The following is a 17,761-nucleotide window of genomic DNA, read 5'->3' as shown; positions in this document are numbered from 1 at the left end:
GATGACATGAACAAGGCCCGCTCCAACCCGCTAAACACCTTCGCGATGCATGGTGCACTGATCTTTTATACGCTGATCGCACTGTTTCCGGTTTTCGTGATCCTGATCAACAGCTTCAAGACCCGCAAGGCGATCTTTCGCGAACCGCTGGCGCTGCCCGATGCCGACAGTTTTTCGATGATCGGATATCAGACAGTGATGAAGCAGGGGGATTTCTTCCTTTATTTCCAGAACTCTCTGATTGTGACTGTTGCATCCCTGACATTGGTCCTGCTGTTTGGCGCAATGGCGGCTTATGCGCTGAGTGAGTACCGGTTCAAGGGCAACATGCTTATGGGTCTCTACCTGGCGCTTGGAATCATGATCCCGATCCGCATCGGCACCGTGGCCATCTTGGAAATGATGGTGGCGACCGGGCTGGTGAACACGCTGTGGGCACTTATCCTTGTCTATACGGCGCAGGGCCTGCCCTTGGCGGTGTTCATCCTAAGCGAGTTCATGAAACAGGTGAGTGACGACCTCAAGAATGCGGGCCGTATCGACGGGCTAAGCGAATACACAATCTTCTTTCGGCTTGTGTTGCCGCTGGTGCGTCCGGCAATGGCAACGGTTGCCGTGTTCAACATGATCCCGATCTGGAACGATCTATGGTTCCCGCTGATCCTGGCTCCTGCGGAAGAGACCAAGACACTGACACTGGGCAGCCAGGTCTTCATCGGTCAGTTTGTGACAGACTGGAACGCGGTCCTGTCAGCCCTTTCAATGGCGATCCTGCCGGTGCTGATCCTCTATGTGATCTTCTCGCGACAGCTTATCCGCGGCATCACGTCAGGAGCGGTGAAATGACTCGCGTCCTGATCGCAGGCCTTGGGAACATGGGGCTGAGCCATGCGCTGGCACATCACCATCACCCGGACGCGCAGATTGTCGGGCTGGTGAACCGATCCGGCCGCGTGGATCACTCTGATCTGACGCGCTATCCGGTGTATTCAAGTTTTGAAGCCGCTCTGACCGAAACCAAACCGGATCTGGTTGTTATCGCGACTTATTCGGACAGTCACGCGGATTACGCCTGCGCTGCGATGGAGGCGGGTGCCCATGTGTTTGTCGAAAAACCACTCGCCACCAACGTTGTCGATGCGCGGCGTGTGGTCGAAACAGCGGCGCGGCTGAACCGAAAGCTGGTGGTGGGCTATATCCTGCGCCACCACCCATCCTGGATGCGCCTGATCGCCGAGGCTCGCACTCTGGGTGGCCCCTATGTGTTCCGTCTGAACCTGAATCAACAATCCTCAGGGCCTGAGTGGGAGACGCACAAGGCCCTGATGCAGACCACGTCACCCATCGTGGATTGTGGTGTGCATTATGTCGATGTGATGTGCCAGATCACCGATGCAAAGCCTGTTCGCGTCCATGGCATGGGACTGCGCCTGTCGGATGAGATCGCGCCTGACATGTACAATTACGGCCAGTTTCAGGTGGTGTTCGATGACGGTTCGATCGGGTGGTACGAGGCTGGCTGGGGTCCGATGATGTCCGAAACTGCGTTTTTCGTGAAGGACATCGTTTCGCCCAACGGGTCTGTTTCGATCACCGACGGAAACAAGGGCGCGTCAGCAGACATCGATGGTCATACCAAGGTTGGTGGCCTTCTGGTTCACACGCCGCAGGGCGACCGGACTATCGACATGCCTGATGAGCCCGGTCATCAGGAACTCTGCGATGCTGAACAAGCCTATATGCTGCGCGCCATCGCCGAGGATATCGACCTGACCCGCCACATGTCCGACGCCGTACAATCCCTTGCAATCTGCCTGGCCGCTGACCAAAGCATCCGCACCGGCCAACCCGTTTCTCTTGAGGAGACCAGCCAATGACCGCCCTGTCACTGAAAAACATTCACAAATCTTTTGGCAATGTAGAGGTCCTGAAGGACATCAGTCTTGAGGTTGAGGACGGCGAGTTTGTGGTTTTTGTCGGCCCTTCCGGATGCGGAAAGTCCACTCTTCTGCGCGTTATTGCAGGGCTTGAAGACGCCACATCGGGCGAGATCAGAATTGCGGGCGAGCAGGTCAATCTGACCCCGCCCTCGAAACGCGGCATCGCCATGGTGTTCCAGAGCTACGCGCTTTATCCACACCTGAATGTACGCGGCAACCTGACCCTTGCCCTGAAACAGGAACGCCAGCCGAAAACCGTGATCGACGAGCGCGTCGCCGAGGCGAGCCGGATGCTGGGGTTGGAGCCCTACCTTGACCGCTACCCATCCGAACTGTCGGGGGGGCAGCGCCAGCGTGTTGCCATCGGTCGCGCCATCGTTCGCCAACCCAAGCTGTTTCTGTTCGACGAGCCGCTGTCCAATCTTGATGCCGCTTTGCGCATGAACACCCGGATTGAGATTGCAAATCTACACAGGCAACTCTCGGCTTCGATGATCTACGTCACGCACGATCAGACAGAAGCGATGACACTGGCCGACAAGATTGTGGTGCTGCGCGACGGACGGGTGGAACAGGTCGGCACCCCGATGGAGCTGTACAACAACCCGGCAAACCGCTTTGTCGCCGGATTTCTTGGTTCACCGTCCATGAATTTTCTGCCTGCGGACAGCCTGACCCCGGGCGATGCGCGTGAACTTGGGCTGCGCCCGGAAGACATCCGCTTGGAAAGCGGCGGACCGATTGCCGGCACCGTTTCACATGTTGAACAGTTGGGTGGTGATACAAATGTCATTCTGCAAACCAGCAACGTGCCAATCACGGTCCGGTTGTTTGGCCAGCACGCGATTGCCCCGGGTGACGATGTACAATTCGGGTTTGATCCCAGCCGCGCATATTACTTCGGGAATGACGGACAGAGATTACAGTAACGGCGGTTTTCGACCCGTTCTGCACCAGTTTGTTCTGGTGTGAGCGTGACCCAAAGAGTGCAACCGCTGGAAAACATGACTGGTTATCCAAGATTGTGGCGTGTGAACATGAATTGCCCGGATGGCAGGTTCGACCGGAAGTCAGCGGCGCGACCGGACAGCGCCCTGTAGAACTGACGCAAGCCGGGCTCGATGTCTTCAGCCAGATTTTCGCACTGTTGGCACAAGGTCTTGACCAGGCTGTTAGGGTGTCGATTTGTGATCGCCAAAATCAGCTCTGCATGTGCAGTCCTGAGATCCTGGAATGCCGTTGTTTGCAACAGGGTCTGATCGCCCACCAAAACAAAGACGGGTTCCGGGTTGGCTTTGCCTTTCAGATCAACATGCCCGGCCTCTAACATGGCCAGATTCCCATGCGTGATTTCATGGACGCCGTTTGAAACGACGATGTCGTAGTCGACCGTTCGACAGCATTGTTCGATTCGCGCTGAGACATTCACGACGTCACCGATGACCGTATAGTTGAACCGTTTCTGCGAGCCGATATTGCCGACGCAGGCCTGTCCGGTCGCAAGCCCCGTTGCCAGCGCGATAGGGGGGCGGTTTCGCATGATGTCGGATGCATTGAACTCTGCCAAAGCGCGCCGCATCTTCAGCGCGGCTAATGCAGCCCGGCACGGGTGGTCAGCGACAGGTAAAGGCGCGTTCCAGAACGCCATAACAGCGTCGCCGATAAACTTGTCGATGGTTCCTCGTTCAGCCAGTATCTGGTCGCCGATACTGGAAAAAAGCGCATTCAGCAGCGAGACCAGCTCGGTGGCAGATGCGGACTCAGACAAAGGTGTAAAACCCCGGATGTCGGAAAACATCACTGTGATATCCTGCGTCTCACCTCCCAATTGCAGCTGATGTCCCGAGGCTTCCATCTCATCAAGGATCTCCGGGGCGACGTAATGAGAAAAGACTTTTCGGATTTTGCGCTTTTCCCGTTCGGTAGACAGGAAAAGATATCCTGCCAGCAGCCCGAAATTAGCCATGCCACCGATAAGCGGAAATGTGGCGTCGAACAAAACCGACTGGTTTTGAAAGACCAGCCAACTCAATATCAGAACGGCGGCAGCGGCGACACCGCCTGCAATGAAAGATGCAACCGCACCAAAACTGGACATGACGGCAATCACGACAAGCCCGAGAAAGGCGAAGGCAAGCATTTCCTGCGCAGCGGTCACATCCGAGCGGCTTAGCATTTCGTTGGTCAGGACCTGTTCCAGCACCTGGGCGTGAATTGAAACGCCGGGAACGCTCTCGCCAAGCGCCGTCTGGTGCATATCGAATAAACCGGCGGCCGACGTTCCGATCAGTATGATCCGCCCCTCAACTTCCGCCCGAACGTCCGCATCATCCGAGCCTTTGAGGATATCGTTGGCCGAAATATACAGCTCGGGCGCATCGCGCCTGTATCTCAGCCAAATCTCGCCGTTTTCTGTCGTTGGTATCCGGTATCCCCCGACCTCAACCGCCAACATTATGCCTGTTTCATCCTGCGCACCTTCGGCCACAATATTGGTCTCGCCCAAGGCAACTCTCAGGGCTTCAATTGACAGACCCGGCAACAACCCATCCGGCCCGCGCCAAAGAACCGGCACGCGGCGCATGATACCTGTTCCCCCGATGGGCGAGACGTTGACCCCACCAATACCTGCCGCGGTCCGGTCCAACGGAGGCGCAATTGGCGTCCAATGAGGAACTGAAATTAGACCCGCGGCGGGATTTTCACCGAATTCAATGATACCTGCTTTTGCAGTGATGGGGTTTCCTTCCGCCGACATTCGTGCGGCAGTCCCAAGAACGACCGGCCAATAGGCGATTTCCATCCCAAGCAAGACATCGTTATCGAGCTTTTGAGCGTGCCGTTCAACTGTAAGAACCCCTTCCAGAGACGGATCGTTCAGAAGCCGTGAGGGGGAAAACCGGTCAGGCTCAGCGAACAACATATCAAATGCGATAGCCGCAGCACCGTATTCACCCAGATTCTGAACCATTTGCGCCACCAGAGTCCGGGGCCAGGGCCATTGCCCCCAATTGGCCAGAGAGGCTTCGTCAATATCTACAACCCGTATGGGAAGGTCGGGATTGAACTCTCGCGGAGATGACCTTTGCAGAACGTCGAAATAGATCAGACGGGTCATTCGCACCGGATAGGGATCCATGACCCGGATGAAACAGCCCACCAGGATCAGACACAATCCGACAAGGCGGAACGCCCATTTCCCTGTCTTGGTTTTGCGCTTCTCGTTGCTCACGTCGTTCTCCGAAAAAGTGAGGCAAAGCCCAATTGGTCAAAAGCGCTATTGGACCAGTTCGTTTCTCGGCTCCTGTTGTTCCGGTTCTTCCGGTTCAGGCTCTTCTGGTTCCGGTTCGGGTTCTACTTCCGGCTCTGGTTGTGACGGGGGCGATGGCGGTGCTGCGACGCTGATTGCGCGCGGCTGCGGCGCAGTTCTGCGAATGTCGGCCCTGTCGACTTTGGCCTGCTGCACGGGTGCACCTTCGCCAGAACACCCCTCAACCCTCACCTGCAATGGAGGCAGCAGGCCTTCCTGCGACTGAACAAATGGGAAACCAGATTTCAGCGCCTGATCATACTGCTCCTGATCAGCAGGCCGCCCGACTGTCCCGCCTCCGCTGGTGGCATACATGCTGCATACGCGGCCTGTGGACCTGCAAGACCCCTGTGCACTGCACATTTGAACCGTTCCGTGCAGGACAAGCATCGCACTCTGAGTTTGTGATACGACCCACATGTCGAAAGTTGTTCCACGAACGGCCATAGTCGCAGTCGGTGTCTTGATCGAATATGCACCTTTTCGGCTTTTGCCGGAAATGAATCGAAAGCTGCCACCCAAGGCCTGCACGGCAAAGCTTTTGGCCTTTCGATTGCCGCGCAGCATAGTCACGTCCAACACCATATGCGCATTGGGGCCAACGGCAATTTTTGTTTCATCCACAAATACGATCTGTACCAAACCGCTGTGATCTGTAGATATCGTATCGCCTGATTCAACGTCCATTCCTGAAATGACAGGCTGAGTGTTTCCGGCGCGAATGATCTGAGCGCCTTGCTTGGCGCTGATAACTGTTCCGATGTTGGCAAGGGCCTGCGCCGGCATGAGCGCGACAACAAATACAACCAACACAATCTTTAACCAAGTCAAACCAGAGCCCCTTCCCCCGACGGGTCTAAGTAAGCGCGAAGCGCGCCAAGCTCGATTTTTGCCCCCAGAAACGTGTTATTCTTATTCAAATGCTCTAAAATGCTAGCAATATTTATGCATTATGGTGTGTATTTGTAGCAAGTTGTTTTTTAATCCGCGTTTACCAGCTTAAACACTTACGGATATGTGGGCGATGGTCTCCGCCATGGTCAGTAGGTATGAACAACATGCTAACACCAATGGAAAAGAGAGCCGTAAGTGGGGCTAACTGGCAGGTGTTTAGCAAAGCAACTGAACAGGCCAAAGCGCAGTATCCGTCAAACTCGCGCATAGGGCACTTGGCTCATCGCTTTTCTCGCGATGAGCCTTGATGCTTTTGCAGCGTGTTGTTGAAGGATCAGAGGAATTGTTCGGGTAACAAAGCGTCTGGCATGTTTTGGTAACACACTGGTCTCAGGAACCGCCGGATTGACAATGTGCCAACCGAGGTAGCACCGAAATTGGTCGAAGCGGGGTAGGGGCCGCCATGCACCATGCTGTCGCAGACCTCGACGCCCGTGGGAAAGCCATTGGCCAGCACACGCCCGGCCTTGCGCTCGAGGATCGGCATCAGGGACCGCGCGGTGTCCATGTCCGCATCATCCATATGCAGTGTACAGGTCAGCTGACCTTGCAGGCTGTGTGCGACGGCCTGCATTTCGTCAGGCGTTTCGGCGGTCACAATAACGCCTAGCGGGCCAAAAACCTCTTCACCAAGGGTTTCGTTTGCCAGCCAGTTCACAGCATTGGTGCGATACAGGTGCGGGGACGCGGTGCGTTGGCCACACATCGAGGTCAGAACCTCCTGCACACCTGTTGTATTGGCGATCCTTGCCTGACCAGCTCGATAAGCGTCGGCGATGCCGTCGGTTAGCATGGTCTGCGCGGGTGTCTTTGACAGGGCGGTTCGCGCGGTCTCAGCGAAGCGGTCCGCTGCTGCACCCGCCAGCATAACGGCGACCCCGGGGTTGGTACAGAACTGACCTGCGCCCATGGTCAGCGACCCCGCCCAGTTCTGAGCAATGTTGTCGCCCCGGTTCGTCAGCGCAGCATCGAGAATGAACATCGGGTTGACCGAGCCAAGTTCACCGAAAAACGGGATTGGCTCAGGACGCGCGGCACACAGATCGAACAGTGCCCGACCACCAGCCAATGAGCCAGTGAATCCGACAGCCCTGATCAGCGGGTGTTGTACCAAAGCGGAACCTACGGTCCGGTCACCCCCCTGAATCAGACTGAAAACACCGGGATGAATTTTGCAGCGTTCGATGGCAGCATGTATGGCCTCGGCTATGATCTCACCGGTACCCGGGTGAGCGCTGTGCCCTTTTACGACAACGGGGCACCCAGCAGCCAAAGCGGCTGCGGTGTCGCCGCCTGCGGTTGAAAAGGCCAAAGGGAAATTCGAAGCACCGAATACAGCGACAGGGCCAATAGGGCGCTGAATCATTTTCAGATCCGGGCGCGGCAGCGGCGAGCGGTCTGGCAACGGGCCGTCGTGGCGCCGATCCAGATACTCACCGCTCAGAATATGTGTGGCAAACAAGCGAAGTTGACCCGATGTGCGACCCCGCTCCCCTTGCAGACGGGCCTCGGGCAGGCCGGTTTCCTGCGTGCCTATTGCAGTAATCGCCTCGGCGCGGGCTTCGATCTCATCTGCTATGGTATTCAGAAATGCCGCGCGGTCTTCCCGGGTCGAAAAACCATAGCTCCAGAACGCTTCTTCGGCAGCTTCCGCAGCTGCATCAACATCCTGAAGACGCCCCACCGAAAAACTGTGTGAAGATCCAAAAGCGGGCTGTGACTGAAAAACCGTGTCACCTGAAAGCCAATTTCCAGCGATGAGGTGCTTACCATGGGGGGAGCAGGTCATGAATGTTCCATATCTACGATTCTAATGTTATGGATAATGTATCCAATTAAGGAGGGCAATCAAGCGCCCTGTTAGGTCTCCTCCATGGCGCGTTTTGCCACGATCATCTCCAGCAGTTGTTCCTTTGTTCGCCGGATGTGCCGCATCAGCATGTCACAGGCTTCGTCGACGTTCCCTGCTTGCGCTAGTTTCAACAGCTCTCGATGTTCTTTTTTCGCCGGTTCCCGCTGCTTCATCACGCTCAGATGCATTCGGACATAGCGGTCTGATTGCAGATTGACGCGATCCAGCAATTCATTTGTCAGTTTCCTCTGCGATGCCGCGTAAAGGGCGGAGTGGTATTGATAGTTCAGGATCCCCCACTTCCCGACGTCATTCTCGTCATAAGACGCTTCCATCTGTGTCAATATGTCGTTGCATCGCGCAAAGTCGGCAGATGTCATCTGCGGAATGGCTCTGCGGAAAAGATCGACTTCAATAAGCATTCGAAGGTCGAATATCTCTCCGATTTCATTCAGGGAGTGCTTGGTGACTGATCCGCCCCGATTATTGGCCCATTGAATCAGGCCTTCAGCGTTCAGACGCTTCAGGGCCTCGCGGATGGGCATCCGCGATACGTCGTATTCCTCGGCCAGAGCTTCCTGGCGAATAGCTTCACCTTCGGCAAGTTCACCATTCAGTATCCGCTCACGAAGATCGTTCGCGATGACATCTGGTAGGCTTTGCTTGGTTATTGCGCGCTTTCCTGCCATATTTTTCCTGCCACTTGTTTGGGTACAGCTACCGGTTACCGGCGGTTATTCCAAGTTGAGCCGCGACGCGACCACTTAGAAAGCTGATTAAGGACACTCCGTTTAATAATGCATCCAATATCCATGTTGTTTCAACCCTGCTGAGACAGCGAGGTAAGACCAAGTGCGAATGGAACCTTCTGTGACCGCCTTTCCCTGAGAGCGGGCACGGTCAATGCACTATTTAGTCAGACACCCCAGGTGTCCGACAAGCGATACCCGCCAGGCCAGGGGTCATCTGGGTCAAGCATGTGTTGATGAATGCCGGTGATCCAGCCGCGCCCACTTATTTCGGGGACAATCGCGGCACGGCCCGCCACCTCGGTGGCATCGACGATCCTGCCAGTGAACCGTGATCCGATGATCGAGACCGCCTCGAATGTCTGACCCGGCGACATCAACCCCTTTGCAGCCATCAGCGCCATGCGTGCGGAAACCGCTGTACCCGTGGGCGATCTATCAACTTTGCCCGGTTGGATTGCGACGGCAGATTTGCCAGTTAATCCGGTCTCGGTCTGGCTGATCGGGCCGCAGAAAGCACAGAATGAAATGTGGTCCCAATCCGGGTTTTCAGGATGCGAAAACCCAAGCTGTTCATTGGCTGCATTGGTGATCTTCACCCCCAATCGGGCGATGTCACGGGCCTCGTGTTCGACAATCTCGAATCCCAATGCCTGTGCATCGACCACGACAAAACTGTCACCCCCATAGGCGGTATCAACCATGATCGTATCCAATCCGGGTAACTCAAGCGGGACGGACAGTTTGTCGGCAAAGCTGGGCAGGTTCTGCACGAAAATGCGTTGCGCTTTTCCACCGCTGCATTCCGCCCGTACACGAACCAGCCCGCCTGGGGCCTCAAGCACCATATGAGTTTCGGGTTCCTGCATCGGAATGATTCCGCCATCCAGCAATACGGTTGAAACACAGATCGAGTTCGAACCGGACATGGGTGGCGTGTCTTCGGGTTCCATAATGATAAAGGCCGCGTCGGCCTTGGGGTGTTTCGGGGGCACCAGAAGATTGACATGACGGAAAACACCGCCCCGAGGTTCGTTCAGAACGAAGTTGCGCAGCGTCTGGTCGCCCGCGACAAAGCTGCGCTGTTCCCACAAGGTATCGCCCGGTGGCGGGGCGACACCCCCAACGATAACATCCCCTACTTCGCCTTCTGCATGGGCTGAAATGACATGAACGGTTTTGCTGCTCCGCATCGGATCTCTCAATATTGTGCGACAGGCTCGCCCAGAGCGTCGAAAATCGGTGTAACGCCCAGACCCGGACGGGCGGGTGCGGTCATCCGGCCGTTGACACGCTTTGGCGCACCCTCGGCAATGTCCACCGTGCCGTAGGAATTGAAATCCGTGGCAGAGAATGTGAACTCGGACGGCGTTGAACGGGCCAGATGTGCAATCGCCGCAGTGGTAATGTCGCCACCCCAGGTGTCTTCGATCGTCATGGGGATGCCGTGCGCCACGCAGAGGTCACGCATAAGGCGGGCTTTGGTCAACCCTCCGACTTTCGAGATCTTGAGGTTGATCACATCCATCGCGTCTTCGGCAATGCCGCGGACCAGCGTGTTGGGGGTGTCGATCACCTCGTCCATCACGAAAGGCAACGCGGTGCGGCGGCGGATCGACACGCATTCCTCATACGTCAGGCAAGGCTGTTCCACATAGACATCCAGACCCGAAATCGCTCCCACCACGCGGGCGGCCTCGTGCCGGGTCCAGCCGGTATTGGCGTCCGCTACCAGCAGGTCCGTCTTTTTCAGAACGGCGCGGGTGGCGTGGATACGGTCAATGTCGTCATTGGCCTCGCCACCCACCTTGAGCTGAAACTTGGTGTAGCCTTCGGCGGCATAGCCTTCGATCTTTTTGGCCATGATCTCGGGTGCTTCCTGACTGATCGCGCGATAAAGCACCACATCGTCCTGCGCCGCGCCACCCAGCAAGGTGTAAAGCGGCTGTTCCGTGGCCTTGCCCAGCAGATCCCAGCAGGCAATATCCACCGGGGCCTTGGCATAAGGATGACCCCGCAAGGCCGCATCCATCGTGCGGTTGATCTGACCGATATTCAGCGGGTCCTGCCCGATCAAATGCGGGGCCAGCTCTGCCAGCCCGGCCCGGACGCCGAGCGCGAAAGACGGCAGATAGGCCGAGCCAAGCGGGCAGCATTCGGCATAGCCTTTCAACCCCTCATCCGTGATGATTTCCAAAACGGTGCTGTCAAACACTTCGACAAAATTGCCGTTGGACCAGCTATAGCGGCCTTCTTTCAGCGGCAGATTCACCTGATATACGTTCAGCCCGGTGATTTTCATAAGGTGTTCTCCAGATTAGAAGCGTGTGGATGCGAAAGGTGACATATCGAGCACCGGCTTGGCGTCAGTGACCAGATCGGCCACCAGTTCGGCCGTGCCTGCGGATTGGGTCAGCCCCAGATGACCATGGCCAAAGGCATAAAGCACCTTTGGTGCGCGCGAAGATCGGTCAATCACTGGCAGGCTGTCGGGCAGTGACGGGCGAAAGCCCATCCATTGCGTGCCGCCCTCTAGGTTAAGGTCTGGCATGAAGCGCCCGGCCTTGGCCAGCAACGTGTCAGCGCGCCGGTAATTCGGGGCCAGCTTCAATCCACCCAGTTCGACCGCGCCACCGATGCGCACACCGCCGTTGATCCGGGTCACCACAAACCCTTGCCCCCCAAAAGTCAGATGCGTGCGCAGGTCAAAAGCGCCTTCGGGCAGGGTCGTGTTATAACCCCGCTCGGTCTCTAGCGGGATATGATCCCCTAGGGATTTGGCCAGTTGGTGTGACCAGGCTCCGGCGGCGACAATCACCTGACCTGCCGAAATGTCACCGTTGACGGTGAAGAGACGCACGCCGTCATCGGTTGGTATCAGTGCCGTGATCCCTGCGATCTTAACCTGCCCACCGCGCGCGATGAACTGTTCCGCCAGATGCTTGGTCCAGCGGGCCGGATCGACGGTATTCATCCATGTCGGGGTAAAACCCGCATGGGTGAATCGCCGGTTCAGTCCGGGTTGAATCTCGGCAATTGCATCCGGACTGTCCAAAAGATCAAACGGAATGCCATGGTCCTTGCGCAGGTCCCAGGTGGGCAGGCTGGCACGGAATTCGCTCTCATTCTCGAACAACTGCAACTGGCCTTCGCGCTGCATCAGCGCCTCGCCGTCAACATACGCGATCTGGCGCTCCAGCGCGGCGCGGCTGTGGTTCATCAGCGCGGCTTGTGCGGACAGTGAGGCAGCATAACGATCCCGCCAACTGGCCCGCCAGAACCGGAGCATCCACGGTGCAATACTCAGCGCATAAGCGGGTGGAATCGACAAAGGCCCCAGCGGATCAAGCAGCCATTTTGGTGCTTTGCGCATGATCCCTGGGGTTGCAAGCGGCACGATATCTGTAAAGGCAAAGGCCCCGGCATTGCCCTTTGACGCTCCGGCTGCAACGCCTTCACGGTCCAGCACCAGCACCTGCCTTCCACGCTTTTGCAATTCCAGCGCAGCGCTGATGCCAATGATGCCAGCACCGATCACAACTATGTCCGTTTTGGTGTCATGCTGCATGGTTACAGGTTCTCAAATCGTGGTGCGGGGTCGGGGACCGGACAGTGTCTGTCCCCGGACTTGATTTCAAAGCGCGATACCATCACGGAACGGATCATTCGGCGCGAAAACCAACCTGCCTTCCGACATGATATGCGCCTGCCCGGTTAGGGTGGGAATGACACCCCCGTTTGGGCCGGGTTGGTAGCTCAGCACATAGGGGCTGCCGATCACGCTTTCCTGCACAATCTCTTCCCCGGCGGCCAGCGCCCCGTTTTCCGCCAGACAGGCGAGGCGCGCCGAACTGCCCGTACCGCAGGGCGACCGGTCATATTGATTGTCCGGGCACAGTACAAAGTTGCGGCTGTGAACATCCTTGTTGGGGGATTGATCCTGTAGGATCACGTGATCGACCAGTTCTCCGTTTTCACCACGCACGCCCTGTGCGATGCAGGCTTCACGTATGGCGATGGTCAGATCTGTCAACGCACGAAAATTTCCCGGATTCACCGGGATCGGGCTGGGATCAACAATGAAGAACCAATTTCCGCCATAGGCAAGATCGCCGGTTATCGACCCATGGCTGCCGACCTCAATTTGCACAGCTGCCCGCACGCGGCGGCTCTCGACATTTGTGACGCGCACGGTATTGGCGTCCAGCAACTCCACCGAGATGACCCCGACCGGGGTTTCCACCCGGTGCGTGCCCGGCCGGATCCGACCCATATGGGCCAGAGTGACACCCAAACCGATGGTGCCATGCCCGCACATGCCCAGAACGGCATCCGCATCGAAATAGATCACGCCGGTCTCGCATCTTGAATCTTCGGGCGCGACCAGAAGCGCGCCCACCATTCCGGGCTGTCCGCGCGGTTCCAGTAAGATGGATTTGTAGAACACCTCATGCTCGGTGGCCAAGCGTCGTGCACGCTCGGCCAGTGGGCCGGACCCCAGATCGGGGCCACCGTCGAGGATTACCCGCGTAGGCATTCCCCCGGTGTGACTGTCAATCACATGCATTCAGCAATGACCCCGCCCTGGTCGGACCAATCAGTAAACCAAGTGCGGAACAGGTCGTATTGCTGTTCGCAATAGTTGCGCTGGGCATCCGTCAACTCGTCGGTTTCGTTGAAGTGCAAGCGGTACTCTTCTTCGCCGTTCAGGACCAGCAGGTGTTTGTAATACAGTACCAGATCGGTGCCTTCGTCAAAGCTGGCCAGCACGCCAAAGGCTTCTTCCAGTTCCCGCGCGCGAAGGCGGGCTTCGGCATGACCGGCTGCCGCTTTCTGACACAGGGCCGCCAGCAGAAGTGCCTCTTTTGGCAGGGCAGTGCCAATCCCTGTGATCGAGCCGGTGGCGCCGCAATTGACGAAGCCATGGTAGACTTCGGTGTCTACACCAACCATCAGTGTGACCTGATCATCTTTCGAGGTAATGTGTTCCGCCGCATAGCGCAGATCGCTTTTGCCACCGAATTCCTTGAACCCAACCAGGTTGGGATGATCTGCGCGCAGTTCCAGGAACAGATCGGCGCGCGTCGCAAAGCCGTAAACCGGGCTGTTATAGATGATTGCCGGAATATCAGGTGCAGCCGACAGGATCGCTTTGAAATGGTTGCGCTGCGCCGCGATGGACGATCCACGCGACAATACACGCGGGATCACCATAAGCCCTGCCGCACCAACTTTTTGCGCATGTGCGGCAAGCGCTACGGCGGATTTCGAATTTATCGCACCGGTGCCGACGACAACAGGCAGTCCGGCCGCGATCAGACGTTCGACACCTTCCATCCGTTCGGCATCCGACAAGAGAGGCCAGTCGCCCATCGAGCCGCAATAGACCACGGCAGACATACCTGCTTCGATCATTTCCTTGCCCTTTTTCACCAGCGCGTCGAAATCCGGTGTCCGGTCCGGTTTGCAGGGGGTCATCAGGGCTGGCATGGTGCCGGTGAAGATATTCTGGGACATGAAGGTAACCTTCCTAATTGTATTGGGGCGGGGGCTTTTATCGCACATTCGACAGGAATTTGCGGGTATGTTCGGATTGGGCTTCGCTAAAAATCTGGGCAGGCGGACCGATCTCTTCCATCACGCCCTGATGAAAAAAAGCAACCCGGTCTGATACATCACGAGCGAAACCCATCTCATGCGTGACACAAATCATCGTCATCCCTTCTTCGGCCAATAACCGCATCGTGTCGAGAACCTCGCCCACCAGTTCAGGATCCAGCGCCGAGGTTGCTTCGTCAAACAGCATGTATTCCGGCTCCATCGCCAGCGCGCGGGCAATGGCAAGTCGCTGCTGCTGACCGCCCGATAAGGCCGAGGGAAAGACGTTCAGCTTCTCGCCCAACCCTACATGGGTCAACTGCTTTGCGGCAATGTCACGCGCCTCGTCCCTCGACTTGCCTTTGACAATCTTCGGGGCCAACGCAACGTTTTCCAGTGCTGTCAGGTGCGGAAAGCTGTTCCATTGCTGGAACACCATCCCCAGCTTTGTGCGCAGCTTGTTGATGTCGGTGCCTTTAGCATGAACATCAATGCCATCAACCCTGACCGATCCTTGCTGGATCGGTTCCAGCCCGTTGATGCAATAGAGAAGGGTCGATTTACCGGAGCCTGACGCACCGATCACCGACAGAACTTCTCCTTTCTGCACATCCAGATCGATGCCTTTCAGCACATGCAGCGATCCGAAATATTTGTGCAGGTCGCGAATTTCGATCATTGGGCCCACCTTTTTTCTAGTGACGCGGAATACCGCGAAATCGGATAGCTGAGCGCGAAATAGAACGCGCCAGCGATTGTCAGGATCAGGAACGGTTCCTGCGTGCGGGTGATCAGGATCTGGCTGGCCTTGAGCAGCTCGACATAGCCCAGAACTGAGACCAGTGCGCTGTCTTTCATCACACCCAACGCGACCCCGACCCATGCCGGGAACACCGCGCGCCCACCGATTGGGAAGACGACATAGCGCAGATCCTGCCAATAGGTCATGCCCAGACTGCGCGCCGCGCGGCGCATCGGATCGCCGACGGCCTCAATCCCGCCGCGCGCCACATTCGCAACCAGTGCTGCTGTGTAGATGGATAGGATCACCACGCCCGAGGCGAACGGGTCCAGATTGAGTCCGACAATAGGTGCAAAGTTGTAAAACAGCACCAGTTGGATGATCAGAGGGACCGAACGGAAGATATCCAAAACCGGAGCCAACGTCAGGGTCGCTGCCAGTTTGCCCTCGTACAGAAGCCAACCGCACACCACGCCAAAAACCGTTCCAATGGAAATCGAAAGCATTGAGATCCAGAGCGTTCGCAGCGCGGCTTCGCCCAGAAACCACAGATCGTTGATGTTGAAGCCGCTGAAAAAGCTGACAGTGGGTTGCATCTGTGCCTCCTTCAGTAGCGGAAAAGCCGGGACGCCAGCAGGCGCGAGGCAAAAAGGATGATTTTGACGATCACGTAGTAGATGACCGCGGTGACGGCGAAATATTCAAAGATTCGGAAAGTGCGCGAGGCAAAGAACTGCGTCTCGCCCGACAGTTCCCGGAAGCCGACCAGCATACCCAGTGACGACATCAAAACAGCCCAGACCATCTGGTTCGTGATCGGATGATAGACAATGCGAAACACCTGCGGGATCACGACGCGTATGTAAGCCTGCCACGCGTTCATGCCCAGCGATCGCGACGCACGTAACTGTGTCTCGGGGACGGCCTGAAAGCCGCCACGGAAGTTTTCAGCCAGATAACCGGCGCAATTGAATGTCAGTCCGGCCAGCACGATGAAGTACGGCGACAGATGCAGGCCAAAGGCACCAAGCCCGAAGCCGAAAAAGAACAGCTGGAACAGTGCCGGAGTATTGCGCGCCAGTTCGACCCAGGCTGAGGCGAACCAGTAAGGCAGTCCTTTCAGGTGCAGCCTCGTCAGTGCCAGACAAAGCCCGATGATGATGCCAAGGACCATTGCCAGCACGGCAACCTGTATCGTCAGCAGCGATGCTTCAAGCAGATCTGGCAGGCTTTTCATCACCGGCCGCCAATGGAAGTTATAGTCGAACACGGGTGTTCCTCGCGCAATTTACCAGTCCTTTCGCCCGAAGAGAACCGGGCGAAAGGTTGGTACGGTAAAGGATCAGTACATTACGCCGGGAATGCGAAGTTCGGGGGCTTCGCCACCGACATAATTTCCCCAATGCTCCTGATAGCGGCCCGAACGCACCTGGTGGGTCACGAACAGGTTCAGGAAGTTCAGCCAGGTGACATCTTCGCGCTTGCCGACAACCGAAGTGTAGTCGGTGGTCCATGGCATGCGAGGACCGGCAACAACAGTGTCATATTGCTGGGTAATCGGCAGCACGGCAGTGTTTGTGGTAATGCCGATATCGGCCTTGCCCTGAGCCACCGCCAGGAACACTTCATTCTCGGATTGATAGCCCTGATAATTGCCTTCTTCACCCCATTCGGCGGCGATCTTCAGCCATTCCTGCTCGGGCACGGTGCCGATCGCGGCGGCCACGCGCTTGCCACGGATATCCTCGAAGGTTTCAATGCCACTTTCGGCATTCACCACACCCTGCGCATAATAGATGGCGTAAGGAATGGTAAAGCCCACCGTCCGCGCCCGTTCAAGGCTGTCCGAGGTTGCTCCGAACACAACGTCTGCGCGTCCGGTGACGATCACTGGCAGGCGTTCCGCCCAGGTCAGCGGCAGGATTTCGGCCTCAACTTCAAGAGCGGCGGCCAGATCATTGCAGTATTCGACATCAAAGCCTGCCGGTTCGTTATTCGCGTCGCGATACCCAATTGGCGGAAAATCCAACACAACACCGCAGCGCAATGTCCCGCGATCTACGACATCGTCCAGCGTGTCCGCCATCGCAGGAACCGTGGTGATGGTGGTGAGGGCCGCCAGTGCGGCGAGTTTCTTGAGCATGTGATCCTCCCTGAATCAATCGATACGCGCAGCTATAGAGGATATTGTATCCAACATCCAGTATTTTGTTGAGCAGGGAAAGCCTGCTTTCAAAGGGTGTCATGGCTCTTGGGTGCGATTGAAATGACTGACTTGGCCCGCGTGGAAGGCCGTCATTTGACGGTGGCCAAATGGAATTGGCACCAGGTATTACTGAGTTGGAGGTTTTGGCCGAAAGTGGTCCGTCGTCAAACGTGAAGGTGCATTGTGCTCAGAAGCCGGGGTGCTTTCAGCTTGAGACGGAAAACGTTTTGTGATGGGAGTGTGTGACGCCTAGGCAACTCCAACCTGCGTCTCTTAAAGAAAACCGGCAATGCTGGCCCGCGCGACCAAATGTGCGTTCGGTCAGACTTTGACGGCTTGGAGTTCTTCGAGCAGGTCGAGGAGTTGATTGAGTTTTTCTTGTCCCATTTGTTTTTCGATACTTTGGTAGA

16 protein-coding genes are annotated in these 17,761 nt (G+C 56.8%); 3 read left to right on the top strand and 13 right to left on the bottom strand.

The window, feature by feature from the left end:
• The first annotated feature begins 6 nt into the window (after nt 1-6).
• From ACR0NZ_RS17180 to ACR0NZ_RS17170, 3 genes are read left to right on the top strand one after another with little or no spacing between them, the layout of a single operon-like run.
• Nucleotides 7-846 (top strand): carbohydrate ABC transporter permease, encoded by an 840-nt coding sequence (locus tag ACR0NZ_RS17180; RefSeq protein ID WP_267366204.1) that lies wholly within the window; start codon nt 7-9, stop codon nt 844-846.
• Entirely contained in the window at nt 843-1,877 is a 1,035-nt protein-coding gene (locus tag ACR0NZ_RS17175) for a Gfo/Idh/MocA family protein (protein WP_480520593.1), read from the top strand. The genes ACR0NZ_RS17180 and ACR0NZ_RS17175 overlap by 4 nt, the downstream gene beginning before the upstream one ends.
• Nucleotides 1,874-2,869, top strand: a complete 996-nt coding sequence (locus tag ACR0NZ_RS17170; RefSeq protein ID WP_480520591.1) for an ABC transporter ATP-binding protein — start codon at nt 1,874-1,876, stop codon at nt 2,867-2,869. The genes ACR0NZ_RS17175 and ACR0NZ_RS17170 overlap by 4 nt, the downstream gene beginning before the upstream one ends.
• A gap of 83 nt (nt 2,870-2,952) precedes the next feature.
• Here the strand turns inward: ACR0NZ_RS17170 and ACR0NZ_RS17165 are convergent, their stop codons facing one another.
• The 13 genes from ACR0NZ_RS17165 to ACR0NZ_RS17105 all read right to left on the bottom strand — a co-directional run bounded on the left by ACR0NZ_RS17165 (nt 2,953) and on the right by ACR0NZ_RS17105 (nt 17,288).
• Nucleotides 2,953-5,172, bottom strand: coding sequence for a CHASE2 domain-containing protein (locus ACR0NZ_RS17165; protein ID WP_480520589.1), 2,220 nt, complete (start codon nt 5,170-5,172; stop codon nt 2,953-2,955).
• Nucleotides 5,173-5,217: 45 nt separating this feature from the next.
• Entirely contained in the window at nt 5,218-6,081 is an 864-nt protein-coding gene (locus tag ACR0NZ_RS17160; protein ID WP_480520587.1) for a FecR family protein, read from the bottom strand.
• A gap of 397 nt (nt 6,082-6,478) precedes the next feature.
• A complete protein-coding gene (locus tag ACR0NZ_RS17155) occupies nt 6,479-7,993 on the bottom strand; it encodes an aldehyde dehydrogenase (NADP(+)) (protein ID WP_480520585.1) in 1,515 nt (504 codons plus the stop codon).
• A 71-nt stretch (nt 7,994-8,064) separates the two neighbouring features.
• Nucleotides 8,065-8,745, bottom strand: coding sequence for a GntR family transcriptional regulator (locus ACR0NZ_RS17150; RefSeq protein WP_480478132.1), 681 nt, complete (start codon nt 8,743-8,745; stop codon nt 8,065-8,067).
• Nucleotides 8,746-8,972: 227 nt separating this feature from the next.
• Entirely contained in the window at nt 8,973-9,998 is a 1,026-nt protein-coding gene (locus ACR0NZ_RS17145) for a trans-3-hydroxy-L-proline dehydratase (RefSeq protein WP_480520583.1), read from the bottom strand.
• 8 nt (nt 9,999-10,006) lie between these two features.
• Nucleotides 10,007-11,107 (bottom strand): cis-3-hydroxy-L-proline dehydratase, encoded by a 1,101-nt coding sequence (locus tag ACR0NZ_RS17140; protein ID WP_480520581.1) that lies wholly within the window; start codon nt 11,105-11,107, stop codon nt 10,007-10,009.
• Between the two features lie 15 nt (nt 11,108-11,122).
• Nucleotides 11,123-12,373 (bottom strand): NAD(P)/FAD-dependent oxidoreductase, encoded by a 1,251-nt coding sequence (locus ACR0NZ_RS17135; RefSeq protein WP_480520579.1) that lies wholly within the window; start codon nt 12,371-12,373, stop codon nt 11,123-11,125.
• Between the two features lie 66 nt (nt 12,374-12,439).
• Nucleotides 12,440-13,372: a 4-hydroxyproline epimerase gene (locus ACR0NZ_RS17130; protein WP_480478140.1), complete on the bottom strand. Its 933-nt coding sequence runs from the start codon at nt 13,370-13,372 to the stop codon at nt 12,440-12,442.
• Entirely contained in the window at nt 13,363-14,322 is a 960-nt protein-coding gene (locus ACR0NZ_RS17125) for a dihydrodipicolinate synthase family protein (RefSeq protein ID WP_480478142.1), read from the bottom strand. Before ACR0NZ_RS17125 ends, ACR0NZ_RS17130 begins: the two co-directional genes overlap by 10 nt.
• A 37-nt stretch (nt 14,323-14,359) precedes the next feature.
• On the bottom strand, nt 14,360-15,082 hold the full coding sequence (locus tag ACR0NZ_RS17120; protein ID WP_480478144.1) for an amino acid ABC transporter ATP-binding protein: 723 nt from the start codon (nt 15,080-15,082) through the stop codon (nt 14,360-14,362).
• Entirely contained in the window at nt 15,079-15,741 is a 663-nt protein-coding gene (locus ACR0NZ_RS17115) for an amino acid ABC transporter permease (RefSeq protein WP_480520577.1), read from the bottom strand. Before ACR0NZ_RS17115 ends, ACR0NZ_RS17120 begins: the two co-directional genes overlap by 4 nt.
• An 11-nt stretch (nt 15,742-15,752) precedes the next feature.
• Entirely contained in the window at nt 15,753-16,382 is a 630-nt protein-coding gene (locus tag ACR0NZ_RS17110; protein ID WP_480520575.1) for an amino acid ABC transporter permease, read from the bottom strand.
• Nucleotides 16,383-16,487: 105 nt separating this feature from the next.
• Nucleotides 16,488-17,288 (bottom strand): transporter substrate-binding domain-containing protein, encoded by an 801-nt coding sequence (locus tag ACR0NZ_RS17105; protein WP_480520573.1) that lies wholly within the window; start codon nt 17,286-17,288, stop codon nt 16,488-16,490.
• Nucleotides 17,289-17,761: the final 473 nt, after the last annotated feature.

The organism is Ruegeria sp. AE3 (assembly GCF_056542225.1).
This window is presented reverse-complemented; position numbering and strand designations above follow the sequence as displayed.